This window comes from Streptomyces sp. NPDC059373 (assembly GCF_042751495.1).
Classification (GTDB): domain Bacteria; phylum Actinomycetota; class Actinomycetes; order Streptomycetales; family Streptomycetaceae; genus Actinacidiphila.
Genome location: NZ_JBHYXC010000001.1, coordinates 607451 through 632991 on the forward strand (window position 1 = coordinate 607451; position 25541 = coordinate 632991).

Here is a 25541-nt window from a genome sequence, read left to right on the forward strand (position 1 = left end):
CTGAGGAGAGAAACCATGGCGGACATCTTCGCCAAACACCTGCCGCCGTTCGCCCGGGCCATGACGGAGGCCGGTCCACGGCCGTTCTACCGCCCCATGGCGGCCGCCGGGGACGGGGAGGTCCTGGTCGACGGCGTACGGGTGGTCATGACCGCCTGCAACGACTACCTCGGGCTGTCGGGCGACCCGAGAGTGCGGGCGGCCGCCGCCAGGGCGCTGGACCGGTACGGCACCTCGTGCTCCGGGAGCCGTCTGGTGTGCGGGACGCTGCCGCTGCACGAGGAGCTGGAGGCCAGGCTCGCCGCGTTCCTCGGCCGCGAGGCGGCAATCGTGACCACGACCGGCTTCCAGGCGAACCTGGCGCTCACCCCGCTGTTCGGCAGGGGCGACCTCGTCTTCAGCGACATGGCAAACCACGCCTCGATGGTGGACGCCATCCGGCTCGGCGCCGCCGAGAAGCGGCTGTACCGGCACTCCGACATGACCGATCTGGAGCGGCAGCTCACCGCGGCCGACCCCGGCGCCGCGAAAGTCATCGTCACGGACGGGCTGTTCTCCATGGAGGGCGACCTGTGCCGGCTGCCCGAACTCACCGCGCTCGCCCGGCTCCACGGCGCCCGGCTGGTGGTCGACGGCGCTCACGACATCGGGCTGCTCGGCGCCCACGGCCGGGGCGTGGCCGAGCACTTCGGGCTGCCGGATGCCGTGGACCTGTACACCGGCACCCTGTCGAAGTGCTTCGGCTCGGTCGGCGGCGTGCTCGCCGGCCCGGCCGACATCATCGGCTACCTGCGCTACAGCGCCAGGCCGGTCATCTTCACCGCCTCGATGCCGCCGGCCACGGTCGCCGCCGCGCTCGCCGCGCTGGACATCATCGAGCGCGAACCCGAACGCCGTACGCGGGTGTTCGAGCTGGCGAGGCGACTGGAGGCCGGCCTGCGGGCGCTGGGCTTCGACACCGGGGGCGCGGGCGAGTCCGTCACCCCGATCGTCCCCGTGCACATCGGTGACGCCGAGTTGTGCGGGCGGATGTGGAAGGAGGTGCTGGACGAGGGCGTGTTCACCCATGCCGTGGTCGCCCCCGCCGTGCCGATGGGCCGGGCGCTGATCCGGCTGTCCCTGCAGGCCACCCACACCGACGACCACATCGCCCGCATCCTCGACGCCTTCGCCGCCGCCGGTCACCGACTCGGCCTGCGGGAACGGGAAACGGTGGGTGCCCGATGACCGCGATCACCGGCACGCCCGTCACCGGTGCGGCCCTCACCATCGCGCCCGTCACCGTCACCACCGTCCGGGGCCGCGCCGACACCACCGCCTTCGTCCGCCTCCCGTACGCGCTCCACCGTGACGACCCGCACTGGGTCGCCCCGTTGGAGCGGGAGCAGCGCGCCTTCCTCGACCCAGGCCGGAACCCCTTCCACCAGGTGGGTACGGTCCAGCTCTTCCTGGCCCGGCGCGGCGGCGCGGTCGTCGGCCGGATCGCCGCCGTCGTCGACCCCCGCTTCAAGGAGCGCCACGACCCCACGTGCGGCCACTTCGGGCTCTTCGAGTGCGCCGACGACGCCGCGGCCGCCGCCGCGCTCCTCGACGCCGCGGCCGGCTGGCTGTCCGAGCGGGGCCTGAGCCGGATGCTCGGCCCGCTCAGCTTCTCCACGAACGACGAGTGCGGAGTGCTGGTGGACGGCTTCGACGGCCCGCCGACGATGATGATGCCGTACAACCCGCCGTACTATCCGGCGCTGCTCGAAGGCTGCGGCTTCACCAAGGCCAAGGACCTGGTCTCCTGGCGGATCCCCATGCCCTCCGACGGCGAGCCCCCGGCCGTCATCCGCCGCGTCGCCGAACGCGCCCTGGCCGCCCCCGGCGTCCGGATCCGGCCGCTCGACATGGCGCACTTCGACGCCGACCTGGCGGCCGTCAAGGCCATCTACAACGACGCCTGGGCCGAGAACTACGCCGCCGTCCCCATGACCGACGCCGAATTCGACCACTCGGTCCAGCAGTTGAAGCCCATCCTGAAGCCCGAGCTGCTCCAGATCGCCGAGGTCCACGACGAGCCCGTCGCCTTCACCCTCTGGCTGCCCGACACCAACCAGGCCCTCCGCGCCGCCCGCGGCCGGCTCACCACCTGCGGCCTGCCCATCGGGCTGATCCGCATCAGCCGGGCCGCCTGCCATATCAACCGCACCCGCGCCATCACCTCCGGCATCAGGAAGGAGCACCGCAACCGCGGCCTGGCCGCCGCCCTGTATCTCCAGACCCAGCGCGCGGCCTTCCGCCTCGGCTACACCGAGAGCGAGCTCTCCTGGATCCTGGAGGACAACCGCGACGCCAACCGCTACGCCAAAGCCGTCGGCGGCATCCTCTTCCGCACCCACCGCCTCTACGAGCGCGCTTCCTCATGAGGTGCACCCCATGAGGTATCTCGTCACCGGCGCGACCGGCTTCATCGGCCGAAGAATGCTGCGCCACCTCGCCGACGGCGGCCACGACGTCACCGCTCTGGTACGCGCCGGCCCGGCCCTCCCCGGCGTGCGGACCGCCTACGGCGACCTCGCCAGCGGCGCCGGGCTGCTCGCCGCCGTCCAGGGTGCCGACCGGGTCATCCACCTCGCCGGGGTCACCAAGGCGCCGAGCCGACACCTTTACGACCGGGTCAACGCCGAAGGCACCCGACGGCTCTGCGCCGCCCTCGCCGCCCTGCCGGAACCGCCGCGTCTGGTCCACTGCTCCTCCCTCGCCGCCGCCGGCCCCGGTCGGCAGCGCCGCGAGGAGGAGGAGCCCGCGCCGGTCTCCGCGTACGGCTGCAGCAAGCTCGGCGGCGAACACGCACTGCGCGAGGTCGCCCACCGCGTGCCCGGCGTGATCGTCCGGCCGCCGATCGTCTACGGCCCCGGGGACCACGAGTTCCTCCCCCGCCTGGTGACGGCGGTGCGCACCGGGCTGCTGCCCGCCATCGGCCGGCCCGGGCCGCGCCACTACTCGCTGATCCACGTGGACGACCTGTGCCGCGCCCTGCTCACCGCCGCCGACTCCGGTGCTCCCGGCGCGATTTACCACGTCAGCGACGGCACCGAGCACCTCTGGGCCGACATCGGTGCAGCGGTCGCCGCGGTGCTGGGGCGGCGGGCGCCCCGGGTGGTCCACATCCCGGGGGGCGTGGCGGTGGCGGCGGCACGGGTGTTCGGCCGGGGGTCCGTCCTCAACCCGGACAAGGTCGCCGAGGCACTGCACCCCGCCTGGACCACCGCGCCGGGCCGGCTGCCGTTCACCCCGGAGATCACCCTGCCCGATGGACTGCGGGCAGCCCTCACTGCGTAGAGGAGCAACAGCATGCGCCGCCGACTGTCACCGACCGAGCGCTTCGTGTGGGCGGCCGGCGAGGTGCTGCCCGTCACCATCGCGCTCACCGGCCGCATCCACGGCCGGACCACGCCCAATCTGCTGCGCGCGGCCCTGTCCGCCGTCCGCCGTCGGCACCCCCTGCTCGCCGCGCGCATCGCCGACGCCGGTCCCTGGCAGGCCCGGCTCACCACGGACGGGGTGCCGGACCCGGATCTGCGGGTGGTCAGGGTGACCGCCCCGGACCACTTCGGCCGTACCGCCGAGATCGTCGAGGAGGAGTTGCAGCGCCCCTTCGACGCCGGCACCGGGCCGCTGGCCCGCTTCGTCATGGTCGACGCCGGCGACTCCTTCGACCTGGTGGGGGTCTACCACCACCTCGTCGCCGACGGCCTGTCGATGTGCGTCGTCCTGCGGGATCTGCTGCGCCTCCTCGCCGACCCGGCGGCCGACATGTCCCCCGTCCTGGCGGCTCCCGCCGACGACCTGCTCCCCGGCCGCCGCGTCGATCCGGCCGACCTGCGCAGGATGGCCCGCGACCTGCGCGGCAAGAGCCGCCCGCCGCACCCGGGGGGCGGCCCGCTCCGCCACGCCATCTGGTCCCTCGACGCTGCCGCCACCTCGGCTCTCCTCGCCCGCTGCCGGGCCGAGGGCGCCACGCTCCAGGCCGCGCTGAGCACCGCCTTCGCCCGAGCCCTCGCCGACCTCGGCCACCCGGCGGCCCCGGCCGCCATCGCCGTACCGGCGGACCTGCGACGGCTGCTGGACCCGTCCCCCGGCGAGGCCGTCGGCCTCTACGCGGCCACCCTCCTGACGGAGGTCGACGGAAACAGCCCCGACGACTTCTGGGAGGTGGCCCGAAGTGTCAGAGCCGACCTCCACCACCGCCTGCGCCCCGAAGAACTCGTCCCGCTGGTCCGGGTCCTGCGTCTGCTCCCGTTCCTCCCCCGCGCGGCCGTCAGTTCACTGCTGCTGCGCAGCGAGCGCCGGCAGAGCCTCTTCGACGTCTCCATCAGCAACATGCGCCCGTCGTCGGTCCCGGCCGACTACGGACCACTGCGCCTCGACGCCCTCTACCCGGCCGCCCACACGAGCCTGTCCGGCACGCCCCTGGTGTTCGTCGTAGGCCACGACGCACGGCTCTTCTTCACCGTCACCTCGACGGACGACGGCCGCAGCGCAAAGCTCTGCGACCGCGCCATGTCTCATCTCACGAACGCGGAGCGACCTTTGTCAGTCCGTTGATCACGCGGTCCATCGCGTCGCCACCGACCGGGTCGGTGAGGTTGGCGAGCAGCTTGAGCGTGAACTTCATCAGCATGGGGTGGGTCAGGCCGCGCTGGGTCGCGATCTTCATGACCTTGGGGTTCCCGATCATCTTCACGAAGGCACGGCCGAGCGTGTAGTAGCCGCCGTAGGTGTCCTTGAGGATGCGCGGGTAGGCCTGGAGGGCGAGTTCGCGCTGCCCGGGCGTCTGGCGGGCGTGGGCCTGCACGATCACGTCCGCGGCGATGTGGCCGGATTCCATCGCGTAGGCGATGCCCTCGCCGTTGAACGGGTTGACGAGGCCGCCGGCGTCACCCACAAGCAGCAGGCCCCTGGTGTAGTGCGGCTGGCGGTTGAAGGCCATCGGCAGCGCCGCGCCCCGGATGGGGCCGATCTGGTTGTCGTCGGTGTAGCCCCAGTCCTCGGGCATGGACGCGCACCAGGACTTGAGGACCTCGCGCCAGTCCAGTTCCTTGAAGGCGGAGGACGAGTTGAGGATGCCGAGCCCGACGTTCGACGTGCCGTCGCCCATGCCGAAGATCCAGCCGTAGCCGGGCAGCAGCCGGTCCTCGGGGCCGCGCTTGTCCCACAGCTCCAGCCAGGACTCCAGGTAGTCGTCGTCGTGGCGCGGCGACGTGAAGTACGTCCGTACGGCGACGCCCATCGGGCGGTCCTCACGCCGGTGCAGGCCCATGGCGAGCGACAGCCGGGTGGAGTTGCCGTCGGCGGCCACCACCAGAGGGGCGTGGAAGGTGACGGGGGTCTTCTCCTCGCCGAGCTTCGCCTCGACGCCGGTGATCTTGCCGGTCCGCTCGTCGCGGATCGGGGCGCCGACATTGCAGCGCTCATAGAGGCGGGCGCCGGCCTTCTCGGCCTGGCGGGCCAGGACTTCGTCGAAGTCCTCGCGCTTGCGTACGAGTCCGTAGTCCGGGAAGGAGGCGAGTTCCGGCCAGTCGAGCTGGAGGCGGACGCCGCCGGCGATGATGCGCAGGCCCTTGTTGCGCAGCCAGCCCGCCTCTTCGGAGATGTCGATGCCCATGCCGACCAGTTGCTTGGTCGCGCGCGGGGTCAGCCCGTCGCCGCAGACCTTCTCGCGCGGGAAGGTGGTCTTCTCCAGGAGCAGGACGTCAAGCCCGGCCTTGGCCAGGTAGTACGCCGTGGTCGAACCGGCGGGACCGGCCCCTACGACGATCACATCGGCGCTGCGTTCGGAAGCGACGGCTTCTGTCACGGTCGGGATCTCCCGTTTCGTAAGAGTCGGACTGCGGAGAGTCGAAGTCGGACGCGGACTACGGCTTGGTGGCGCGGTGCAGGGCGACGATGCCGCCGGTCAGATTGCGCCAGGCGACCTTCGCCCAGCCGGCCTTCTGCAGCTTCGCGGCGAGCGCGGGCTGATCGGGCCAGGCGCGGATGGACTCGGCGAGATAGACGTACGCGTCCGGGCTGCTGCTGACCGCGGTCGCGACCGGCGGCAGGGCACGCATGAGGTATTCCGTGTAGACGGTGCGGAAGGGCGCCCAGGTGGGGTGGCTGAACTCGCAGATGACGACCCGGCCGCCCGGCTTGGCGACCCGGAACATCTCGCGGAGCGCGGCGTCCGTGTCGTGGACGTTGCGCAGCGCGAAGGAGATGGTGACGGCGTCGAAGACCCCGTCCGCGAAGGGCAGCCGGGTCGCGTCACCGGCGGTCAGCGGGAGGAAGGGGTTGCGCTTCTTGCCCTCCCGCAGCATCCCGAGGGAGAAGTCGCACGGCACGACCTTCGCCCCGGCGGCGGCGAACGGCAGGGACGACGTCCCGGTGCCCGCCCCGAGGTCCAGGACGCGCTCCCCCGGGCGTACGTCCAGGGCCTGGGCCACCGCCTTGCGCCAGCGGCGGTCCTGGCCGAGCGACAGCACGTCGTTGGTCAGGTCGTAGTTGGCCGCGACGTCGTCGAACATCGCGGCGACTTCGTGCGGCTGCTTGTCCAGGGATGCTCGGGTCACGCCCCCATTCTGGACCCCGCCCGCCCGGGCCCCCGCCGCAGGGGTCGTGTCGGTGCCCAATACCATCTGGGCGTGTCCTTACGAGCGAAGCGGTATCTGGTCGGCGGCTGGCTGCTTCTCGTCGTGCTGGGGGCGGCCCTGACGCAGTGGCTCAACACCTCCTCCGAAGCGGCGGACGAGCCGGGGCGCGCCACCTGGGAGCGGTGCCCGACGCCCTCCCCGCTCCCCACGCCCAACGAGAACGGCGTCGTCGCTTACTCCTGCATCGTGACCGGGCCCTGACCCGCGAGCGGCCTGACCCGCGAGCGGCCTGACCCGCGAGCGGTTCTACGCCCGCCGGTGCACCAGCCGTCCGGCGAGGACCGTGGCCACGCAACTCGCCGCGCCCTTCGCCGTCAGCGCGGCCTCGTCCGGCACGTCGAAGGCAGCGAGGTCGGCACGCGCGCCGACGGCCAGCGGCGCCGCGACGGCGCCCGCCAGGTCGTGGGCGTTGACGAAGGGGTCGAGGGAGACCTCGGGAATGATGCCCGGCGCCTGCAGCGCGGAGACGACGGTCAGTCCGGATCGGGCCACCGCGGCCCGCACCGCCGGATTGCTGATGGGCCCGGCCGCCACCGCCGTGGTCCCGTAGCGCAGCATCCGCTGAAGCCCCCGGCGGGCGCTCGAGCCCCAGCGGGCGTCGGTCATCTCCAGCGCGGCCAGGCCCTCGCCGTCGATCGGCTCCTCGCCCAGTTCCGCCGCCTCACGCGGGTCCGGGTGATACGTACGTGTCAGCAGCCAGGTGCCGTGCCATTGCCGCAGCCCCGGCGTGATCACCCCCGGCCAGCGCCGGACCCGGGCGCCCGGATACGCCGACGCCAGCTGCTCGTACGGGCCGATGGCCGCGATGCGGTCCCCCTCGACCGCGACCGCGCCGTCCGGGACGGGCGCCGCGCCGACCGGCAGGACCAGTGGCGCGGCGTGCAGCGTGAGCATCAGGACGCGTCGATGAGCTTCAGCTCGGGGTGGGCGGTGCCGCCCGCGATGGCGGTGGAGGAGAGGTGGGAGACGACGTGGTCGTTGACCGGGTCGTTCGCCGGGTCGTCGTGGACGACGAGGTGCTCGTAGGTGGTCGCACGCTGCGCCGGGACGCGGCCGGCGGTCCGGATGAGGTGGATCAGCTCCATGCGGTTGGAGCGGTGCTTGGCGCCGGCCGAGGAGACCACGTTCTCCTCCAGCATCACCGAGCCGAGGTCGTCGGCGCCGTAGTGCAGCGACAGCTGGCCGGCCTCCTTGCCGACGGTGAGCCAGGAGCCCTGGATGTGGGCGACGTTGTCGAGGAAGAGCCGGGCGACCGCGATCAGGCGCAGGTACTCGAAGATCGTGGCCTGCGTCTGGCCCTTCAGGTGGTTGTTCTCGGGCTGGTAGGTGTACGGGATGAAGGCGCGGAAGCCGCCCGTACGGTCCTGGACGTCGCGGATCATGCGCAGGTGCTCGATGCGCTCGGCGTTGGTCTCGCCGGTGCCCATGAGCATGGTGGAGGTGGACTCCACACCCAGCCCGTGCGCGGTCTCCATGATCTCCAGCCAGCGTTCGCCGCTCTCCTTCAGCGGGGCGATCGCCTTGCGGGGCCGCTCCGGCAGCAACTCGGCGCCAGCGCCCGCGAAGGAGTCCAGGCCGGCCGCGTGGATGCGGCTGATGGCCTCCTCGACGGTGACCCCCGAGATACGGGCCATGTGCTCGACCTCGGACGCGCCGAGGGAGTGGATGACCAGCTGCGGGTAGGCCTGCTTGATGGCGCTGAAGTGCTTCTCGTAGTACTCGACGCCGTAGTCCGGGTGGTGGCCGCCCTGGAACATGATCTGGGTGCCGCCGAGTTCGACGGTCTCGGCGCAGCGGCGCAGGATGTCGTCGAGGTCGCGGGTCCAGCCCTTGTCGGTGTCCTTCGGGGCGGCGTAGAAGGCGCAGAACTTGCACGCGGTGACGCACACGTTCGTGTAGTTGATGTTCCGCTCGATGATGTACGTCGCGATGTGCTCGGTGCCGGCGTAGCGGCGGCGGCGAACGGCGTCGGCGGCCGAGCCGAGTGCGTGGAGGGGCGCGGACCGGTAGAGGCCGAGGGCCTCCTCCGGGGTGATGCGGCCGCCCGCTGCAGCACGGTCGAGAACGGACTGAAGATCGGCGGTCTCGGGCACCGGGCATCCCTTCCGGAGGGTTTGACGGACCTGCTCAGCCTACGCCAGGGGGTCAGCCGCCCGACTTGGTGAGGTCGCCTTCGGGCTTGCCGGCCAGGCTGTCGCCGGATTTGTAGTGCAGGGTGCCGTCGGAATTGAGGATGAAGCGTTCGTTGTTGGAGCCGTCGGAGCAGATTCCGGGGTGCGGATTGGTGCCGCCGCTGGTGTCGAGGACGATCTCCTTGGCCGTGACCTTGGAGAGCTTCCAGTCGCCGCTGCAGTCGTAGGTGGTGCCCAGAAAGTCCAGAACGCTGTGGTCACGGCCGACGACCGCCCCGACCCGGCCGTCCTTGATGGTGATGTCCAAGGTGCCGGGCGCCCCGAGGTTCGAGGTCGTCGTGTCGCCCTTCCAGCGGCCGACGAAGGCGGCCGGTACGGATGCCGGCGTGCCCGTGCCCGTGCCCGTTGCCGTGCCCGTTGCCGTTGCCGTGGCCGTGGCCGACCCGGTCGCCGCCACCGGGCCACTGCCCTTGCCCTCGTGCGGCAGCAGCCAGACCGCGAGCCCCGCGGCCACCGCCAGCGTCACCAGCACGGCCGCCGCGACGGCGGTCCGCCTCCGCCCGGGCTTCTCCGGCTCCGGCTCCGGCTCCGGCTCCGGACCCCGCACCAGCGGTACGTAGTCGCTGGGCGCCGGCCCGAAGCCGGCCGGTGCCGCGTCCTGCGGCGCCGCGGCCTCCAGGTTGAGCAGTTCGACCGCCCGGGCGGCCAGTTGCCCGGTGAGGGCGGGCGGCAGCCAGCCCTGCCGTACGAGTGCGGAGGCGCCACCCGGCGCGAGCCGGCGCGCGACCTCGGCGGGGCTCGGCCGTGCCGCCGGGTCCTTCGCGAGGCAGGCCTCGGCGACCTCGCGCAGGCCGGCGGGCATGCCGTCCAGCTCGGGTTCCTCGTGGGCGACCTTGTAGAGGAGCACGGCCGCGCTGTCCCCCCGGAAGGGCCCGCGTCCGGTGGTCGCGTACGCCAGCACCGCGCCCAGCGCGAAGACGTCGGACGGCGGCCCGATCGGCCGGGCGAGGACCTGCTCGGGGGACATGTAGCCGGGCGAACCGACCACGACCCCGGTGCCGGTGGCGCTTGCCGCCGTGGCGTCCATGGCGCGGGCGATGCCGAAGTCGATCAGGCGGGGCCCGTCGAGGGCGAGGAGTACGTTGGCGGGCTTGAGGTCGCGGTGGATCAGCCCGAGGCCGTGCACATGGGCCAGCGTCTCGGCCAGCCCGGCGCCCAGTGCCCGCGCCCCGGCCTCCGGCAGGGGTCCGAACCCGGCCACCGCGTCGGACAGCGCGGGGCCGGCCACGTACCCGGTGGCGATCCAGGGCACCGGCGACTCGGTGTCGGCGTCGAGCACGGGGGCGCTCCAGGCGCCGCCGACTCTTCGGGCCGCGTCGACCTCGCGCCGGAACCTCGTACGGAACTCGGCGTCGTCGGCGAGTTCGGAGCGTACGACCTTGACCGCCACGGTCCGCCCGCCGGGGCTGCGGCCCAGGTACACCCGGCCCATGCCGCCCGCGCCGAGCCGCCCCAGTAACCGATAGGTGCCGATGATGGCCGGGTCGTTCGCTTCCAGTGGCTGCATTACAGCAGTTCTACCCTCGCCTCCGGCGGGAAGCCGACGCGTCGGGCGAATTCGGCGATACCGGTGAGCTGCTCGGCGCCGAGGGAGAAGTCGAGGGTGGTGAAGTAGCGCTGGAGGGTGTCGGAGTCGAAGGTCTCCCAGCGGGCGGCCTGCTCGGCGACCTTGGGGACCTCCTCCAGCGAGAGGTCTCGCGAGGCCAGGAAGGCCTGGTGGACCTGGGCCACGGTCTCCGGCTCGCGGGCCAGGAAGTCGCGGCGGGCGGCCCAGACGGCGAAGACGAAGGGCAGCCCTGTCCACTCCTTCCACATCAGGCCGAGGTCGTGGACCTCCAGGCCGAGCTGCGGCCCGTCGTGCAGGTAGGCGCGCAGTGCCGCGTCGCCGATCAGGACGGCTGCCTGGGCCTCACGCATCATCAGGCCGAGGTCGGGCGGGCAGGTGTAGTACTCCGGGGCGACGCCGTAGCGGTCGGCGAGCAGCAGCTCGGCGAGGCGTACGGACGTACGGCTGGTGGAACCGAGGGCGACCCGGGCGCCGTCGAGCCGGTCGAGGGGGACCTGGCTGACGATCACGCAGGACATGACGGGACCGTCGCAGCCGACGGCGATGTCGGGGAGGGCGATCAGCTCGTCGGAGTGCTTGAGGTATTCCATGAGGGTGATCGGCCCGATGTCCAGGTCGCCCCGGACCAGCTGGGCGCTGAGCTTCTCCGGGGTGTCCTTGGTCAACTCCAGGTCGAGCAGGGCACCCGTCCGGGCGAGGCCCCAATAAAGGGGGACGCAGTTCAGGAACTGGATGTGCCCGACTCGGGGGCGGGTGGGTCGGCCGGCGGCATAAGGCGCAGATTTATCCACATCAGGAGGCTAGTCCCGGCACTCGTGGATCTTGCGGCGGGGGCCTCGCGACACCGCCTCGCAACCCCCGCGCGAAGTGATCGTTACTGCCGCGACACCCGCTCAGAAATCCGATCTTGTTGGTCTTCCCCGGCGCTGATCCTGCGTGCTACTGTCATCGCAAGTTGCAGTTTGGTTTCCCTTGCAGTACAGAGCCTGCGGAGCATGTAACCCGCAGGCTTTTGTAGTTTTCAGACTTCGCAGTAGCAGGTTCTGGAGCAGGGCAACCCTTTGGCCCAAGGAGGGCTTATGGCTACCGGAACCGTCAAGTGGTTCAACGCTGAAAAGGGCTTCGGCTTCATCGCCCAGGACGGCGGCGGCCCGGATGTCTTCGTTCACTACTCCGCGATCAATGCCTCTGGCTTCCGCTCCCTCGAGGAGAACCAGCAGGTGAACTTCGATGTCACTCAGGGCCCGAAGGGTCCTCAGGCGGAGAACGTCACGCCGGTCTGATCGCGGCCTGCTAGCAGTACCCAAGGAGCCCCGCACCTCGGTGCGGGGCTCCTGCTCTCTTTTGCGCTCAGCGCGGGGCGTAGAGCGCCTCGATCTCCTGGGCGAAGTCGGTGAGGACGGCCTGCCGCTTCAGCTTCATGGAGGGGGTGAGGTGCCCGGAGTCCTCGGTGAACTCCATGGGGAGCACCGCGAAGCGGCGGATGGACTCGGGGCGGGAGACCGTCGAATTGGTGTCGTCGACCGCGCGCTGGATGTCGGCCAGCAGCTCGGGGTCCAGGGCGGCCTCGGCGCGCTTGCGGCCGTCCTTGTGGCGCATGTGCTGCCAGTGGGCGAGACCGTCGGGGTCGAGGGTGACGAGCGCGGTGACGTAGGGGCGGCCCTCGCCGACGACCATGCACTGGGCGACCAGGGGGTGGGCGCGGAGCCGGTCCTCCAGGGGCGCGGGGGCGACGTTCTTGCCGCCCGCGGTGATGATGATCTCCTTCTTGCGGCCGGTGATGGTGAGGTAGCCGTCGGCGTCCAGTTCGCCGATGTCACCGGTCGCGAACCAGCCGTGCCGGAGGGCGCGTTCGGCGCCGACGGAGGTGTTCCAGTAGCCGTTGAAGACCTGGCCGCCGCTGAGCAGCACCTCGCCGTCCTCGGCGATCCGGACCGCCGAGCCGGGCAGCGGCCAGCCGACGGTGCCGAGGCGGGGTGCCAGGGGCGGGGTGACGGTGGCGGCGGCGGTGGTCTCCGTCAGGCCGTAGCCCTCGAAGACCTGGATGCCGGCGCCCGCGTAGAAGGCGGTGAGGCGGCGGCCGAGCGGTGAGCCGCCGCAGATGACGTACCGGACGCGTCCGCCGAGGGCGGCCCGGATGCGGCGGTAGACCAGCGGATCGTACAGCTTGTGCGCGGCTTTGAGCTTCAGGGAGGGGCCGCGCCCGGCGGCGAGCGTCTCGCCGTAGGCCTGGGCGATGCGGGCGGCGCGGTCGAAGGAGGAGGCGCGGCCCATCTTCTCGGCGGTGGCGCGGCCGGTGTTGTAGACCTTCTCCAGGACGTACGGGATCGCCAGCAGGAAGGTCGGCCGGAAGCCGGCGAGGTCGGCGAGCAGGTCGTCGGTGGCGATGCTGGGGGCGTGGCCGAGGCGGACGCGGGCGCGGAGACAGCCGATGGCGACCATACGGCCGAAGACATGGGAGAGCGGGAGAAAGAGGAGGGTGGCGGCGGGCTCGTCGGTCCTCGCTTTGAAGACGGGGTGGAGGAGCTCGATCGCGTTGTCGACCTCGGCGAAGAAGTTGCCGTGGGTGAGGATGCAGCCCTTGGGGCGGCCGGTGGTGCCCGAGGTGTAGATGAGGGTGGCGACGGTGCCGGGGGTGAGCATGCTGCGGCGGGCCAGGATCTCCTCGTCGGGGATGCCGCGGCCGGTGGCGAGGAGCTGGCCGACGGCGCCCGCGTCGATCTGCCAGAGGTGCTGGAGGCCGGGGATCCTGTCGCGTACACCGGTGATCAGGCGGGACTGGTCGACGGTCTCCACCGCGCAGGCCACCGCGCCCGAGTCGGCAAGGATCCACGCGGTCTGGGATGCGGAGGAGGTCGGGTAGATCGGCACGGTGATCAGGCCCGCCGCCCAGGCCGCGAAGTCCAGCAGCGTCCACTCGTAGGACGTACGCGCCATGATCGCGAACCGGTCGCCGGGCCGCAGGCCCACCGCCACCAGGCCCTTCGCCACCGCCAGCACCTCGTCCCGGAAGACGGCGGCCGTGACGTCCTGCCAGGTGCCCTGCCCGTCCTTGCGGCTGAGGACCGGCTCGTCCGGGGCCTCGGCGGCGTTGCCGAACGGGATGTCGGCGAGGCTGCCGTGCACGGCCGGCGTCACGAGCGGGGGGACGGACACCTGGACGACACGGCCGTTGGTGACCAGCTTTTCGGGCTCGACGAGGGCGGGCGGAGCGAGGGCAGTGGCGGCTGACATGGCGGCTCCATGGGCGAGGGTGAGGGCTTGGCAGTACGTACGGCGACGGGCGGCGGCAGGCTCAGGGGCGTTCGAGGATCGCGGTGACCCCCTGGCCCCCGGCGGCGCAGACGGAGATGAGGCCGCGGGACGGGCCGCCACCCTGCTTCGCGGATTCGGCGAGCAGCTTGGCGAGGGTCGCCGTGCTGCGGGCGCCGGTGGCTGCGAAGGGGTGGCCGGTGGCGAGCGCGCCCAGCAGGTCCTGGTTGGAGGCGGTGGCGTAGGGGCCGTCGGCGCGGGCGAAGGGGATCCGGTTCCCGGCGAGGATCGCGACTCGGCGGGGGCTGTTGCTCGTGGGGCTCATCGGGAGTCTCCTTGGCGGACGTGCACTTACCTCCGGTAACCTACTCTCGCGTAAATCTACTCCCGAGTAAGGAGAAGGCCAATGGGCGATCGGTGCGGCCTGCCCGTCGACGTGGCCGAGACGGTCGCCTGGCTCGCCGACCCGGGTCGGGCGGCGTCACAGGGCGGGTCGTGAGGGTCCGCGGCCAGAGCCTCCTGGGCCCCTGACGTGACACCGGTTGACGCGATCGGTGCCCCCCTGACATCCCCGACGCCCCCGACCCCTCACACGGAGGCTGACGTGCCCCTGCTTCTCACCCTGGCCGGCGGCGTTCTCACCGGCATCGGCAAGCACCCCTCGGCCGGAGCCATGCTGCCGGACACGCGGCTGAGGCAGACGGACGTACGGATCGACGCCGGCCGGGTGGCCGCGTACGCGCGGGTGTGCGGCTTCGGGACGACGGAACCGGTGCCGCTCACATACCCGCACATTCTGGGCTTCCCGCTGGCGGCGAAGCTCATGGCGGCGCGGAGCTTTCCGCTGCCCCTGCTCGGGCTGGTGCATACGTCGATCGAGATCACCCAGCACTGGCCGCTGAGCGTCCACGACCGCCCCGAACTGACGGTCTACGCCGAGGAGTTGCGTCCCCACCACCGGGGCACCGAAGCGGTCGTGGTCACGGAGGCCCGTCTGGACGGCACGCTCGTCTGGTACGACCGCAGTACGTACCTCTCGCGCCACCGCACCGACCGTACGGCGCCGTCCGAGGCCCCGCCGGTCGATCCCCCGGCCGGGGCGGGACATGTGGAGGAGTGGCGGCTGCCGGCCGGCCTGGGCCGTCGGCACGCCGCGGTCTCGGGCGACTACAACCCCATCCACCTCTACCCGTGGACGGCCAGGCCCTTCGGCTTCTCCCGGCCGATCGCGCACGGGATGTGGACGTTCGCCCGCTGCGTCGCCGCGGCCGCGCCGCCGACGGACCGGCCCGTCACCGCCCGGGCGGAGTTCAGGGCACCGGTGCTGCTGCCGGCCACGGTGACGTACGCCGCCGAGGGCGGGGCCTTCGAGCTGCGCGGCCGGGACCGGCTGCACGTCACGGGGACCGTCGGCCCCGGCTGAGCAGGTGCGGTGGCCGGGTCAGCTCTGCGCGGCCCGCGCTGCGTCGTCCGCCGCGTCCTCGTGGGAGGCGGTGGACTCGAAGTTGCGCCTGGCCCGCTCGACGCGCTGGGAGACGTGCACCGAGGCGGCCTCACGGGTGCCGCGCAGCAGGACGAAGCTGAGCGGGGCGCTGATGACGAGGGCGAGGAGCATGACCCAGAGCAGGTTGGAGTTGCCGAGGCCCGCGGGGAGGACCCGTACGTAGACGAGGCCCCAGATGACGGCGAAGCAGCCGACGAAGAGGCCGAGGCGGAGCAGCGTGTAGCGGAGCATGGGACTCGGCTTCCAGCTCACGACGGATTCCCTCTTTCGGTTTCGTGGATTGTGCCCGTCCAGTGAAGCATGGCGCCCCGACGGTCAGGTCAGGGGGAGCCACATCATGATGTCGTCGCGGTAGTCGTCGGCGGAGACCCGCAGGCCGCCCGGCACGCGGCCGACCTCCTTGTAGCCGCAGCGCCCGTAGAAGTCCTCCAGGCCCATGCCGCCCCGGCAGGTGAGCCGGAGCGCTTCGAGGCCCAGGGCGCGGGCGTGCCGCTCGGCCTCGGCGAGCAGGGCGCTGCCGTGGCCGCCGCCCTGGAGGGAGGGGTGGACCATGACGGTGTAGAGCCAGCACCAGTGGCCCTGGAGGCGGTGGGTGTTGAAGCCGAAGAAGGCGGTGGCGACCAGCCGTCCGTCCTCGTCGAAGCCGCCCAGCAGCCGGGTGCGGCCCTCCGCGAGGGTCATGGCGTAGCGCTCCACCTCGGGCCGTACGACCTCACGGGGCACCGGGAGGTCGGCGAAGCCGACCGCGCCGCCGGCGTTGGATACCTCGGCCCAGAGGTCGGTCAGCTGATCCAGGAGCGCCGGGGTGGGCTCGGGGTCGAGTTCATAGGTGAGCGTCGCCATAAGTAACGAGCGTAGACGCGGCCGGCGTGCGGCCGCCGCCGCGGAATGCCTCCTGGGTCCCCATATGCCCGCCCGGCAAGGGTAGTTGGGCTGACCACCGACCCTGGGAGTGACCAACCCAACAATCACGACGCCGCAGGTCACAGACCCATGACACGGTCCGTATAGACCTGGTTTCCCTAAGCGTCACCTTGTTGGTCGACCATGCGTCAACACCGAGGAGGTCTGTTCGCCCGTGAGGCGAACACTCAGATGCTCCTCATCCGGGACTAAGGCAGTCCTCAGGCCTGCCTCATGCCCGGTCCGTAGCTTCAGCTCACTCCCGTAACGGGAGTACCCCCACAATCACATCATCACCGGGCGTCGCACCGCCCGCCCGGAAGGGCCACACACGTGACAACAACCCCGAAGCGCGTCGTCGTGCTGGCCGACTCGGACACCCGCTGGAAGTGGGGTGCCTCGGTCGCTCGCCAAATCGCCCCCGAGCACAGGCTCGACGCGTACTTCCTGCGTGCCCGTTCGACGCCGACCGAGCGTCAGCTGGCCGAGGTCGGAATCCAGCCGGACACCCAGCGCGAGGTGATCGCCGCCGAACTGATGGACGACGAGGAGCTGGCCGCCGCCGACATCCTGGTCTTCGCCACCGCGGGCGGCACGACGCTGGCCCTGGCCCACAGCCTCGGACAGAACTGGGACGGGCGTCCGCACCGGCCGATCACCGTGACCGGATATGTCGGAGTTGTCTACGAGAAGTTGATCGACGGCCTGCTCACCCGGGCCGGCATCGACATCGTGATCGCCAACAGCGCCTTCGACGCCGACCGCTTCCGGACCGCCTTCCGGGGGGTCGACATCGACCCGGACACGGTTGTCGAGGCCGCCCTGCCCTTCCTCGGCGGCGACCCGTACGACCCTCCCGCGGTCTACAGCGCCGACCGGCCCTTCACCCTCTGCTTCGCGGTCCAGCCGTCCGTACCCAAGGGCCGCAACGCCCGAATACGCCTGCTGGAGCGTGCCGCCGCGCACGCCCGCCGCCACCCCGAGCGCCTGGTGCTGTTCAAGCTGCGCAGCCTGCCGGGCGAGCACACCACGCACGTCGAGGCGCACCCGTACCAGGTTCTCATCGAGGAGCTGGAGGAGACGGCGCCGCCGAACCTCCAGCTGGTGTACGGCAACATGGGCGAGGTCCTGGACCACACCGACCTGCTGGTCACGGTCAGCTCCACGGCCGCCCTGGAGTCCCTGCACCGGGGCATCCCGACCGCGATCCTCACCGACTTCGGCGTCCGCGAGGCCCACGGCAACCACTACTTCGTGAACTCGGGCTGCCTCGCCTCCTGGGACGACCTGGACAACGGGGTCGTGCCCGTCCCCGACGCGCAGTGGGTGGCCTCCCAGGGCGTCGGCAAGAGCAACCCGTACGCCGCCGCCCGCGCCCGGATCGCCGTGCTGCGCGAGAACGGCCCGCTGCCGGTGCTGCGCACCTTCCACACCCCGCAGCGCAGCAGCTTCTACCTCCCCGAGCTCCTGGCCCGGCACGGCCTGGACGAGAAGGGCCGCCCGCTCCCCGTCCCGCTCGGGGACGGCAGCGGCTTCGCCGGGGTCATCAGCCGCCCGCTGCGAAAAGCGGTACGCAGCAGCGCCAAGGGCCTCTACCGGGTCGGCCACCAGCGGGTAGCCCCCATGATCCGCCGCTGGGGGCAGATATGAGCACCGGTCAGCAGCCGCGCGTCCTGGCGGTCATCCCCGCCCGGGGTGGCTCCAAGGGCGTCCCCGGCAAGAACCTCGCCCCGGTCGGCGGCGTCCCGCTGGTCGCGCGGGCCGTACGGGCCTGCCGTGAGGCCCGCCTGATCACCGACGTCGTCGTCTCCACGGACGACCCGTCGATCGCCGAGGCCGCCCGTGGCGCCGGCGCCGAGGTCGTGCTGCGGCCCGCCGCGATCGCCGGCGACACCGCGACCAGCGAGGCGGCCGTACTGCACGCGATGGACGACTACGAGGCCCGGCACCAGGCCGTGGTGGACGTGGTCCTGCTCGTGCAGTGCACCAGCCCCTTCATCACCCACGAGGAAGTCCAGGGCGTCGCCGCCGCCGTCGTGGAGGAGGGCGCAGACTCGGCACTCACCGCCGCGCCCACCCACGGCTTCCTCTGGCGCACGGACGAGGACGGCGCCTTCGGCGTCAACCACGACAAGGCCTCCCGCCCACGCCGCCAGGACCGCCCGCAGGAGTTCCTGGAGACCGGCACCGCCTACGCCATGCGGGCCGACGGCTTCCGTACCGCCGGGCACCGCTTCTTCGGCCGCACCACCGTCGTACGCACCGACCCGGACCGCGTTCTGGAGATCGACGAGCCCGGCGACCTCGACCGGGCCCGCGCCCTCGCCCCGCTGCTGGACGCCGACGCTCCGGGGTCCCTGCCCACCCGCGACGACGTCGACGCCGTCGTGCTGGACTTCGACGGTACGCAGACCGACGACCGCGTCTGGATCGACCAGGCCGGCCGGGAGACGGTGGCCGTGCACCGCGGCGACGGCCTCGGTATCGCGGCACTGCGCCGCGCGGGCCTGAAGATCCTGATCCTGTCCACCGAGACCAACCCGGTCGTCGCCGCCCGCGCACGGAAGCTCTCCATTCCCGTGCTGCACGGCATCGACCGCAAAGACCTCGCACTCAAAAAGTGGTGCGACGAGCAGGGGGTTGATCCCCAAAGGGTGCTCTACGCCGGAAACGACGTAAACGACCTGCCCTGTTTCAACATCGTCGGCTGGCCGGTAGCGGTCGCCGACGCCCAACCAGAAGCCCGTGCCGCCGCCAGGACTACCACGACCAAAAACGGCGGACACGGAGCTGTCCGGGAGATAGCCGCCTGGCTTCTCGGAAAGGAACTGTACAAGCGATGACCTCCTCCCCTATCAAGGTCCGCCGGATCGGCGACCGCCTGGTCGGCCCCGGCCACCCCGTCTACGTCACCGGCGAGATCGGCATCAACCACAACGGCAGCCTGGAGGACGCCTTCGCCCTGATCGACGCGGCCGTCGAGGCCGGCGCCGATGCGGTGAAGTTCCAGAAGCGCACGCCGGAGATCTGCACCCCGCGCGACCAGTGGGACATCGAACGCGACACCCCCTGGGGCCGCATGACCTACATCGACTACCGCCACAAGGTGGAGTTCGACGAGGCCGGCTACCGCGCCATCGACGAGTACTGCACCAAGAAGGGCATCGACTGGTTCGCGTCCCCGTGGGACGTCGAGGCCGTCGCCTTCCTGGAGAAGTTCGACAACATCCGCGTCCACAAGGTCGCCTCCGCCTCCCTCACCGACGACGAACTGCTGCGCGCCCTGCGCGCCACCGGCAAGACCGTCATCCTCTCCACCGGCATGTCGACCATGAAGCAGATCCGCCACGCGGTGGAGGTGCTCGGCAGCGACAACATCATCCTCTGCCACGCCACCTCGACCTACCCGGCGAAGAACGAAGAGCTCAACCTCCGCATGGTCAACACCCTGCAGAACGAGTTCCCGAACGTCCCGATCGGCTACTCCGGCCACGAGATCGGCCTGCAGACCACCCTCGCGGCCGTCGCCCTCGGCGCGGTCTTCATCGAGCGCCACATCACCCTGGACCGCGCCAACTGGGGCTCCGACCAGGCCGCTTCGGTGGAACCCCAGGGCCTGGACCGCCTCGTCCGCGACATCCGCATCATCGAGCAGGCCCTCGGCGACGGCGTCAAGAAGGTCTACGACGGCGAACTCGGCCCCATGAAGAAGCTCCGCCGCGTGCCCGGCGTCATCGCCGAGCAGGAGGCCGCCGAGGCCGAACTGGCCTCCGCCTGATGAGCCGCACGCTCGCGTTGGTGGAGAGCCCCGCCCAGCTGCTCAACCTGCTGGAGTGGGCGCTGGGAGAGCGCCGTGGCGCTGTTGACCCTGGCCGGCTCGACGCCGCGGTCCTTCTCCCCCTCGACGACACCACCCGGCGCCAACTGGACGCCATGGTGTCGGTGGCTCGTGCCGAGGGCGTCGGCGTGAGCGTGCACGACATCCGCCGTAACCCGGTCGCCCTGGCCCGCTGCGTCGCCGCCATGGCGCCGAAGCTGGCCGGGGCCGGCCGGCTGGTGATCGGCGACCCCTTCTCCGGCCTCATCCAGCACCTGCTGCCGCTGACCCGCGCCCAGGACGTGGTGCTCGTCGACGACGGTACGGCGACCCTGGAGCTGTCCACCCAACTGCTCGCCGGACAACCCCTCGTACGGTGGCACCGTGACGGCAAGTCCGCCCCGGCCGCCGCCGTCCGCGCCGGGCGCCGGCTCACCCCCGGCCACGGCAGGCGGCTGGAGGTCTTCTCCTCCCTCGCCACGGATCTGCGGCTGCCCCCCGGCGGCGTCGCCTCCGTCAACGGCTACAGCTGGACCCGCCGCCGCTACGGGCCGCCCCGGATACTGCCGGGCGTCGACCTGGTCGGCACCTCGCTGGCCGAGACCGGCCTGGTCTCCGTCAACCGCTACATCGCCGAGGTCACCACCCTCGCCCACGAGTACGGCATCGACCGCTACCTGGCCCACCGCCGCGAGGACCCCGCCAAGCTCGCCCGCATCGCCGAGGTCGCCGGCGTCGAGATCATCTCACCCGAGCTTCCCCTCGAACTCGCCCTGCGCTCCGGGCCCGTGGCCCGTACGGTCGTCAGCTTCCCCTCGACCGTCGTCCACACCCTCCCGACCGTCCTCGAGGGCACCGGCGTCCAGATCGTCGTCCACGACGCCATCCAGTCCTGGCTCGTCCCCGGCACCTCCGACCGCGCCGCCGCCTTCCTCGAAGAGGTCACCTCCACCGCCCGCACCCGCCACCACCTGAACGCGGTACGGCAATAGGAGGCACGGCCAGGGGATACGACGGAGCCGCCCCGGGAGGGCAGGCGTGTTGCGCGTGGGGGCGCTGCGCCTGCCTTTCCCGGGGCGGCTTCGGCACGATCCAGCCGAACCTGAGAACGCGCCGGAAAGTCAGAGGCGCATGGGCTGCGGCGCTTCGCGGCGGCCGGCGTCGGGGCCCGGGTACTCGCGGATGATCTCGTAGCGCGTGTTGCGCTCCACCGGTCGGAAGCCCGCATCCCGGATGAGGTCCAGCAAGTCGTCCCGCGTCAGCTTGTTCGGCGTGCCGTAGTTGTCGGCGTCGTGGGTGATCTTGTACTCGACGACGGAGCCGTCCATGTCGTCGGCGCCGTGCTGGAGGGCGAGTTGGGCGGTCTGGACGCCGTGCATGACCCAGAAGACCTTCACGTGGGGCACGTTGTCGAAGAGCAGCCGCGAGACGGCGAAGGTCTTGAGCGCGTCCGCGCCGGAGGCCATGGTGGTGCGGGCCTGGAGGGTGTTGCGGACCTTGCCGTCCTTGAGGTCGACGAAGTCGTGCTGGTAGCGCAGCGGGATGAAGACCTGGAAGCCGCCGGTCTCGTCCTGGAGCTCACGCAGGCGCAGGACGTGGTCCACGCGGTGCCGGGGCTCCTCGATGTGGCCGTAGAGCATGGTGCAGGGGGTCTTGAGACCCTTCTCGTGGGCCAGGCGGTGGATGCGCGACCAGTCTTCCCAGTGGGTGCGGTGGTCGACGATGTGCTGCCGGACCTCCCAGTCGAAGATCTCGGCGCCACCGCCGGTCAGGGACTCCAGGCCGGCGTCGATCAGCTCGTCGAGGATCTCGGAGGCGGAGAGCCCGGAGATGGTCTCGAAGTGGTGGATCTCGGTGGCGGTGAAGGCCTTCAGCGAGACGGAGGGCAGCGCTTCCTTGAGGGCCTTCAGCGAGCGCGGGTAGTAGCGCCAGGGCAGCGTCGGGTGGAGGCCGTTGACGATGTGCAGCTCGGTGAGGTTCTCGCCCTCCATCGCCGTGGCGAGGCGGACGGCCTCCTCGATGCGCATCGTGTACGCGTCCTTCTCGCCCGGCTTGCGCTGGAAGGAGCAGTAGGCGCACGACGCGGTGCACACGTTCGTCATGTTCAGATGCCGGTTGACGTTGAAGTGGACGACGTCGCCGTTCTTCTTCTCCCGCACGTGGTGCGCGAGGCCCCCGAGCCACGCCAGGTCGTCGGACTCGTAGAGGGCGATGCCGTCCTCCCGGGTGAGCCGCTCGCCCGAGTGAACCTTGTCCTCCAGCTCACGCTTGAGCCCAGCGTCCATGCCGCGTCCTCCAGTCAGTCCGCCAGTCCGATTCGACCCGATCGAGCCTACGCCACTGCGTATTCCTGGGGGCACGACCCCCAGGCGCCCTCACTCGTCGGGCAGTGAGCCGACCCGGTTCTCCCACTTCGTGCTGAGCACGATCGTCGTACGGGTCCTGGCCACGCCCTTGGTTCCCGACAGCCGGCGGATGGTGCGCTCCAGGCCGTCCACGTCCGGGACCCGGACCTTGAGCATGTACGAATCCTCGCCGGCGATGAACCAGCAGTCCTCGATCTCGTCCAGGTCGCGCAGCCGCATGGCCACGTCCTCGTGGTCGGCGGCGTCGCTGAGCTGCAGGCCGACCAGGGCGGTGACGCCGAGGCCGAGCGCCGTGGGCGCGACTGTGGCCCGGTAGCCGGTGATGACGCCGGCCTGCTCCAGGCGGTTGATCCGGTCGGTGACGCTGGGGCCCGACAGGCCTACCAACCGGCCCAGCTCGGCGTAAGAAGCGCGGCCGTTCTCACGTAGCGCCTGGATGAGCTGCCTGTCCACCGCGTCCATCAGAATGGACCCCTTCATTCGTGCCGTGACTGCGCTGTCTGGACAAGAATCTAAGGCATAAGTGGCGGTGCGCCCTGCGCATCTACTCGGCTCTGGCTCCACCGAGCTCGCCTTCCCACCTGCGGTAGAGCTTGTGCGGCACCCTTGCCGCGTCCAGGACCCGCCCCGCGACGAAGTCCACCAGGTCCTGGATACCGGTCGCACCGGCGTAGAAAGCGGGCGAGGCAGGCAGCACCACGGCGCCCGCCTCGTCCAGGGTGACCAGGTGCCGGAGGGTCTGCCCGCTCAGCGGGGTTTCGCGCACCGCCACCACCAGGGGGCGCCGCTCCTTGAGCGTCACGCTCGCCGCACGCTGCAGCAGGTCCTTGGACAGCCCGAGCGCGACCCCCGCCACACACGCCGTGCTCGCCGGGACGATCAGCATCCCCTTCACGCCGTACGACCCCGAACTGGGCCCCGCCGCCAAATCCCCGGCGGCCCAGTACCGTACGTCGGCCAGGTCGGCGCCCGCGAAGCGTTCGGCCGTCCCGTCGGCGCCGCGGGCCAGCCACCGGGCCAGGTCCTCCCGCCAGTGCGCGTCGCGGAAGGGGGCCCCCGTCTCGTCCAGGACGGTGAGCCGCGCGGCCCGGCTGACCACCAGGTCCACCGCCTCGCCCGCCTGCAGCAGCCCGCGGAGCACAGCCGCCGCGTACGGCGTCCCGGAAGCCCCGGACACGCCGACGACCCAGGGCTTGCGCGGCTTGCTGTCGTCCATGCCTGCGAGCCTATCCCGCTCGCCGCGCAGCCTCTGGGTCGGTCAGAGCATCAGGCCGTCAGGTGCGCGCCCGGAACACCGGACGGAGCGCGGCGTACAGCGCGGCGCTCACGACGAAGCCGACCACGCAGGTGATGTCGCCGATGCCCGACCAGTGCTTGGCGGCCCACCCCACGTACTTCGTCTGGTTGGAGAAGAGCGAGATCGAGACCGCCATCCCCACCACCAGCGCCACCGGACCGGCCCAGTTGGCATACGAGGAGTCGGTGAGCCGGGCGGCCAGCCCGTCGTGCGGCGCCCTGCGCGACAGCCACTGCTCGACGAAGACCACACCGAGCCAGGGGGCGACCCAGTAGGAGATGATCAGCAGGAACGCCTCGTACGACGAACCGGCGTCGGACAGGCCGCTCCAGGCGAAGAGCAGGCCCAGCACGCCGAAGACGACGACGAGGGTGCTGCGGCCGAGCCGGGCGGGCAGCCGGATGCCCATGGCGGCGAAGGAGATCGCCGACGAGTAGACGTTGAGGGCGTTGGCCGAGATCGCGCCGATGATGATCGCGAGCAGCGTCAGATTGCCCAGCCAGCCCGGCAGGTGACCGGTGAACGCTGCCGTGGGCGTGGCGTTCTTCGGCGAGGCGATGGTGGCCGAGGCCGCACCGATGAGGGCGATGAAGGTGACGGAGACGAAGAGCCCGAGGGCCGGGTACAGCGCCGTCTTCCACTTCGCCGTGGCCTGGGGCAGGTAGCGGGTGTAGTCGGAGGCGTACGAGTTCCAGCCGGCCGCGTAGCCGAAGGCCGTGCTGAAGGCGAGCAGGAAGCCGGCGGTGCCGCCGTGGTAGGCGGCGGGGGCGGACAGATCGGCCTTGCCGAAGGTCCAGATCGCGGCCAGTACGAAGATGACCCCGAGGACCGGGAAGGCGTAACGCTCGAAGGCGTGCACGAAGTTGTGCCCGATGAAGCCGACCACGATCTGCGCGGCCACGACCAGGAACAGGCTCGGCAGCGGATGCAGTCCGGTCAGCGTGTTCAGCGCGAAGGCCGCGCTGACGCTGTTGACGGCGAACCAGCCGATGCCCGCCACGGCCGCGTTGATCCCGGACGGCAGCGCGTTGCCCCGGTAGCCGAAGGCGAGCCGCCCGGCGACCATCTGCGGGACCCCGAAGCGCGGCCCCTCCAGGCTGAGGATGCCCTGGAAGACCGCGCCCACCGCTGTGCCGAGGACCAGGGCGACGGCGGTCTGCCAGAAGGTCAGCCCGAAGGCGATGACGGGGAGCACGCCGATGAAGACGGTGGCGAACTCGATGTTGGGCGAGGCCCAGGTCCACAGGAGCTGGACGGGGCTGCCGTGCCGTTCGGCGAGCGGTATCGGTTCGGCGCCCGCCGGTTCGACGGCGATCACCTTGTCGCCGTACGCGGGGCTGTCGGGAGGCGCTGCGGCGCTGGTGGGAGCGGTCGTCATGCACCTCAACTATCCGGGCCCCGGCCGCCCGGCCCAACGGGCGCGATGTCCGCACCGCCCGCCCCGGAGGCGTACAGGATGTATGCCTCCGGCTGCCTCAGGCCCTGGGGTCGTCCTCGGGCCCGGGGCCGCCCTGCTCCCGCCGCCGCAGCTCGTCCTCGCGGCGCCGCAGGTCGGCCTCCCAGTCCTTGAGGAGCGACTCGTCCCTCTTGCGCTCCTCGCGCAGCGACCTGAGGAACTCCGGGTTGTCGTCCGGCGCGATCCACGGCCCCGTCTCAGCAGCCTCGGTGCGGTGGTTGCGGTGCCACTCCGACGGCGTGCTGCCGCCCGCCGGGACCCCACGGTGCTTGCCCGCCACCAGCCAGGCGATGGGACCGACCAGCACCTCACCGAAGAGGAGAATGATGAGGACCCAGACCACCTTGGGCAGCCCGCGCACCTCCTGCTCCGGGGTGTTCAGACAGTCGATGAAGGCGTAGATCCACAGCGCCAGCACCAACAGGTACGGCAGATAACCGGACATCGCGGCAGGGTCCCCCAGAACACGGCGAAGGGCCGCACGAGGGGCCCGGTGACGGGTCCAGAGTAGTG

The 25541-nt window shown here is 71.4% G+C and carries 25 protein-coding genes and 1 pseudogene; 11 read left to right on the forward strand and 15 right to left on the reverse strand.

Annotated elements, in window-relative coordinates; all coding sequences use genetic code 11:
- The first annotated feature begins 15 nt into the window (after window positions 1-15).
- From ACFXJ5_RS02855 to ACFXJ5_RS02870, 4 genes are read left to right on the forward strand one after another with little or no spacing between them, the layout of a single operon-like run.
- Entirely contained in the window at window positions 16-1227 is a 1212-nt protein-coding gene (locus ACFXJ5_RS02855) for an aminotransferase class I/II-fold pyridoxal phosphate-dependent enzyme (RefSeq protein ID WP_384625866.1), read from the forward strand.
- Complete coding sequence (locus ACFXJ5_RS02860; RefSeq protein WP_384625869.1) at window positions 1224-2408, forward strand: GNAT family N-acetyltransferase; 1185 nt, start codon at window positions 1224-1226, stop codon at window positions 2406-2408. Before ACFXJ5_RS02855 ends, ACFXJ5_RS02860 begins: the two co-directional genes overlap by 4 nt.
- Window positions 2409-2418: 10 nt before the next feature.
- Window positions 2419-3324, forward strand: coding sequence for an NAD-dependent epimerase/dehydratase family protein (locus ACFXJ5_RS02865; protein ID WP_384625872.1), 906 nt, complete (start codon window positions 2419-2421; stop codon window positions 3322-3324).
- Window positions 3325-3336: 12 nt separating this feature from the next.
- Window positions 3337-4590 (forward strand): condensation domain-containing protein, encoded by a 1254-nt coding sequence (locus ACFXJ5_RS02870; RefSeq protein ID WP_384625875.1) that lies wholly within the window; start codon window positions 3337-3339, stop codon window positions 4588-4590.
- On the opposite strand, the gene ACFXJ5_RS02875 is transcribed toward ACFXJ5_RS02870, so the two are convergent.
- A complete protein-coding gene (locus ACFXJ5_RS02875) occupies window positions 4556-5842 on the reverse strand; it encodes a geranylgeranyl reductase family protein (RefSeq protein ID WP_384625877.1) in 1287 nt (428 codons plus the stop codon). The two genes, ACFXJ5_RS02870 and ACFXJ5_RS02875, sit on opposite strands and share 35 nt — an antisense overlap.
- A 58-nt stretch (window positions 5843-5900) precedes the next feature.
- Window positions 5901-6593 carry a demethylmenaquinone methyltransferase gene (locus tag ACFXJ5_RS02880; protein ID WP_127361483.1) on the reverse strand — a complete coding sequence of 231 codons (693 nt, stop codon included), beginning with the start codon at window positions 6591-6593 and terminating at the stop codon, window positions 5901-5903.
- Window positions 6594-6665: 72 nt separating this feature from the next.
- Between ACFXJ5_RS02880 and ACFXJ5_RS02885 the strand changes: the two genes are divergently transcribed.
- A complete protein-coding gene (locus ACFXJ5_RS02885) occupies window positions 6666-6875 on the forward strand; it encodes a hypothetical protein (protein ID WP_384625880.1) in 210 nt (69 codons plus the stop codon).
- Window positions 6876-6920: 45 nt separating this feature from the next.
- On the opposite strand, the gene ACFXJ5_RS02890 is transcribed toward ACFXJ5_RS02885, so the two are convergent.
- From ACFXJ5_RS02890 to ACFXJ5_RS02905, 4 genes are read right to left on the reverse strand one after another with little or no spacing between them, the layout of a single operon-like run.
- Window positions 6921-7568 carry an imidazolonepropionase-like domain-containing protein gene (locus tag ACFXJ5_RS02890; RefSeq protein WP_384625883.1) on the reverse strand — a complete coding sequence of 216 codons (648 nt, stop codon included), beginning with the start codon at window positions 7566-7568 and terminating at the stop codon, window positions 6921-6923.
- The gene (gene mqnC / locus ACFXJ5_RS02895) at window positions 7568-8767 is read right to left on the reverse strand and encodes a cyclic dehypoxanthinyl futalosine synthase (protein WP_384625884.1); all 1200 of its coding nucleotides are present in this window, start codon (window positions 8765-8767) and stop codon (window positions 7568-7570) included. The genes ACFXJ5_RS02890 and mqnC overlap by 1 nt, the downstream gene beginning before the upstream one ends.
- Window positions 8768-8819: 52 nt before the next feature.
- On the reverse strand, window positions 8820-10373 hold the full coding sequence (locus ACFXJ5_RS02900) for a serine/threonine-protein kinase (RefSeq protein WP_384625886.1): 1554 nt from the start codon (window positions 10371-10373) through the stop codon (window positions 8820-8822).
- Window positions 10373-11224 carry a menaquinone biosynthetic enzyme MqnA/MqnD family protein gene (locus ACFXJ5_RS02905; RefSeq protein ID WP_384625889.1) on the reverse strand — a complete coding sequence of 284 codons (852 nt, stop codon included), beginning with the start codon at window positions 11222-11224 and terminating at the stop codon, window positions 10373-10375. Before ACFXJ5_RS02905 ends, ACFXJ5_RS02900 begins: the two co-directional genes overlap by 1 nt.
- A gap of 288 nt (window positions 11225-11512) precedes the next feature.
- On the opposite strand from ACFXJ5_RS02905, the gene ACFXJ5_RS02910 reads away from it, so the two are divergent.
- Window positions 11513-11716, forward strand: coding sequence for a cold-shock protein (locus ACFXJ5_RS02910; protein WP_003984261.1), 204 nt, complete (start codon window positions 11513-11515; stop codon window positions 11714-11716).
- Window positions 11717-11783: 67 nt separating this feature from the next.
- On the opposite strand, the gene ACFXJ5_RS02915 is transcribed toward ACFXJ5_RS02910, so the two are convergent.
- Both ACFXJ5_RS02915 and ACFXJ5_RS02920 read right to left on the reverse strand, forming a co-directional pair.
- A complete protein-coding gene (locus ACFXJ5_RS02915; RefSeq protein WP_384625892.1) occupies window positions 11784-13667 on the reverse strand; it encodes an AMP-dependent synthetase/ligase in 1884 nt (627 codons plus the stop codon).
- Between the two features lie 61 nt (window positions 13668-13728).
- Window positions 13729-13896: pseudogene (locus ACFXJ5_RS02920) on the reverse strand (acetyl-CoA C-acetyltransferase); the annotation flags it as partial.
- Between the two features lie 393 nt (window positions 13897-14289).
- Here ACFXJ5_RS02920 and ACFXJ5_RS02925 point away from each other — a divergent pair.
- A complete protein-coding gene (locus tag ACFXJ5_RS02925; RefSeq protein ID WP_384625895.1) occupies window positions 14290-15108 on the forward strand; it encodes a MaoC/PaaZ C-terminal domain-containing protein in 819 nt (272 codons plus the stop codon).
- 18 nt (window positions 15109-15126) lie between these two features.
- Here the strand turns inward: ACFXJ5_RS02925 and ACFXJ5_RS02930 are convergent, their stop codons facing one another.
- Together ACFXJ5_RS02930 and ACFXJ5_RS02935 are read right to left on the reverse strand one after the other, a co-directional pair.
- Entirely contained in the window at window positions 15127-15420 is a 294-nt protein-coding gene (locus ACFXJ5_RS02930; RefSeq protein WP_384626561.1) for a DUF4229 domain-containing protein, read from the reverse strand.
- 84 nt (window positions 15421-15504) lie between these two features.
- Window positions 15505-16032 (reverse strand): GNAT family N-acetyltransferase, encoded by a 528-nt coding sequence (locus tag ACFXJ5_RS02935; protein ID WP_384625898.1) that lies wholly within the window; start codon window positions 16030-16032, stop codon window positions 15505-15507.
- Between the two features lie 393 nt (window positions 16033-16425).
- On the opposite strand from ACFXJ5_RS02935, the gene ACFXJ5_RS02940 reads away from it, so the two are divergent.
- From ACFXJ5_RS02940 to ACFXJ5_RS02955, 4 genes are read left to right on the forward strand one after another with little or no spacing between them, the layout of a single operon-like run.
- Entirely contained in the window at window positions 16426-17742 is a 1317-nt protein-coding gene (locus ACFXJ5_RS02940) for a DUF6716 putative glycosyltransferase (protein WP_384625901.1), read from the forward strand.
- Window positions 17739-18935 (forward strand): cytidylyltransferase domain-containing protein, encoded by a 1197-nt coding sequence (locus ACFXJ5_RS02945; protein ID WP_384625904.1) that lies wholly within the window; start codon window positions 17739-17741, stop codon window positions 18933-18935. Before ACFXJ5_RS02940 ends, ACFXJ5_RS02945 begins: the two co-directional genes overlap by 4 nt.
- The gene (locus tag ACFXJ5_RS02950) at window positions 18932-19870 is read left to right on the forward strand and encodes an N-acetylneuraminate synthase family protein (RefSeq protein ID WP_384625905.1); all 939 of its coding nucleotides are present in this window, start codon (window positions 18932-18934) and stop codon (window positions 19868-19870) included. Before ACFXJ5_RS02945 ends, ACFXJ5_RS02950 begins: the two co-directional genes overlap by 4 nt.
- On the forward strand, window positions 19870-20901 hold the full coding sequence (locus ACFXJ5_RS02955; protein WP_384625908.1) for a hypothetical protein: 1032 nt from the start codon (window positions 19870-19872) through the stop codon (window positions 20899-20901). Before ACFXJ5_RS02950 ends, ACFXJ5_RS02955 begins: the two co-directional genes overlap by 1 nt.
- Window positions 20902-21030: 129 nt before the next feature.
- On the opposite strand, the gene mqnE is transcribed toward ACFXJ5_RS02955, so the two are convergent.
- The 5 genes from mqnE to ACFXJ5_RS02980 form a co-directional block, all read right to left on the reverse strand.
- On the reverse strand, window positions 21031-22194 hold the full coding sequence (gene mqnE, locus ACFXJ5_RS02960) for an aminofutalosine synthase MqnE (protein WP_384625911.1): 1164 nt from the start codon (window positions 22192-22194) through the stop codon (window positions 21031-21033).
- Window positions 22195-22284: 90 nt separating this feature from the next.
- Entirely contained in the window at window positions 22285-22737 is a 453-nt protein-coding gene (locus tag ACFXJ5_RS02965) for an Lrp/AsnC family transcriptional regulator (RefSeq protein WP_384625913.1), read from the reverse strand.
- A gap of 82 nt (window positions 22738-22819) precedes the next feature.
- A complete protein-coding gene (locus ACFXJ5_RS02970; RefSeq protein ID WP_384625916.1) occupies window positions 22820-23491 on the reverse strand; it encodes a UbiX family flavin prenyltransferase in 672 nt (223 codons plus the stop codon).
- Window positions 23492-23549: 58 nt separating this feature from the next.
- A complete protein-coding gene (locus ACFXJ5_RS02975) occupies window positions 23550-24950 on the reverse strand; it encodes a purine-cytosine permease family protein (protein WP_384625919.1) in 1401 nt (466 codons plus the stop codon).
- 97 nt (window positions 24951-25047) lie between these two features.
- On the reverse strand, window positions 25048-25473 hold the full coding sequence (locus ACFXJ5_RS02980; RefSeq protein ID WP_384625922.1) for a PLD nuclease N-terminal domain-containing protein: 426 nt from the start codon (window positions 25471-25473) through the stop codon (window positions 25048-25050).
- Window positions 25474-25541: the final 68 nt, after the last annotated feature.

Excerpts from the sequence above, each read along its gene's own strand:
- ACFXJ5_RS02900 (WP_384625886.1), bottom strand. The coding sequence starts at position 10,373 with ATGCAGCCACTGGAAGCGAACGACCCGGCCATCATCGGCACCTATCGG.
- ACFXJ5_RS02980 (WP_384625922.1), bottom strand. The coding sequence starts at position 25,473 with ATGTCCGGTTATCTGCCGTACCTGTTGGTGCTGGCGCTGTGGATCTAC.
- ACFXJ5_RS02945 (WP_384625904.1), top strand. The coding sequence starts at position 17,739 with ATGAGCACCGGTCAGCAGCCGCGCGTCCTGGCGGTCATCCCCGCCCGG.
- ACFXJ5_RS02930 (WP_384626561.1), bottom strand. The coding sequence starts at position 15,420 with ATGCTCCGCTACACGCTGCTCCGCCTCGGCCTCTTCGTCGGCTGCTTC.
- ACFXJ5_RS02870 (WP_384625875.1), top strand. The coding sequence starts at position 3,337 with ATGCGCCGCCGACTGTCACCGACCGAGCGCTTCGTGTGGGCGGCCGGC.
- ACFXJ5_RS02955 (WP_384625908.1), top strand. The coding sequence starts at position 19,870 with ATGAGCCGCACGCTCGCGTTGGTGGAGAGCCCCGCCCAGCTGCTCAAC.
- ACFXJ5_RS02970 (WP_384625916.1), bottom strand. The coding sequence starts at position 23,491 with ATGGACGACAGCAAGCCGCGCAAGCCCTGGGTCGTCGGCGTGTCCGGG.
- ACFXJ5_RS02890 (WP_384625883.1), bottom strand. The coding sequence starts at position 7,568 with ATGCTCACGCTGCACGCCGCGCCACTGGTCCTGCCGGTCGGCGCGGCG.
- ACFXJ5_RS02855 (WP_384625866.1), top strand. The coding sequence starts at position 16 with ATGGCGGACATCTTCGCCAAACACCTGCCGCCGTTCGCCCGGGCCATG.
- ACFXJ5_RS02915 (WP_384625892.1), bottom strand. The coding sequence starts at position 13,667 with ATGTCAGCCGCCACTGCCCTCGCTCCGCCCGCCCTCGTCGAGCCCGAA.
- mqnE (WP_384625911.1), bottom strand. The coding sequence starts at position 22,194 with ATGGACGCTGGGCTCAAGCGTGAGCTGGAGGACAAGGTTCACTCGGGC.
- ACFXJ5_RS02860 (WP_384625869.1), top strand. The coding sequence starts at position 1,224 with ATGACCGCGATCACCGGCACGCCCGTCACCGGTGCGGCCCTCACCATC.
- ACFXJ5_RS02865 (WP_384625872.1), top strand. The coding sequence starts at position 2,419 with ATGAGGTATCTCGTCACCGGCGCGACCGGCTTCATCGGCCGAAGAATG.
- ACFXJ5_RS02975 (WP_384625919.1), bottom strand. The coding sequence starts at position 24,950 with ATGACGACCGCTCCCACCAGCGCCGCAGCGCCTCCCGACAGCCCCGCG.
- ACFXJ5_RS02965 (WP_384625913.1), bottom strand. The coding sequence starts at position 22,737 with ATGGACGCGGTGGACAGGCAGCTCATCCAGGCGCTACGTGAGAACGGC.
- ACFXJ5_RS02935 (WP_384625898.1), bottom strand. The coding sequence starts at position 16,032 with ATGGCGACGCTCACCTATGAACTCGACCCCGAGCCCACCCCGGCGCTC.
- ACFXJ5_RS02950 (WP_384625905.1), top strand. The coding sequence starts at position 18,932 with ATGACCTCCTCCCCTATCAAGGTCCGCCGGATCGGCGACCGCCTGGTC.
- ACFXJ5_RS02910 (WP_003984261.1), top strand. The coding sequence starts at position 11,513 with ATGGCTACCGGAACCGTCAAGTGGTTCAACGCTGAAAAGGGCTTCGGC.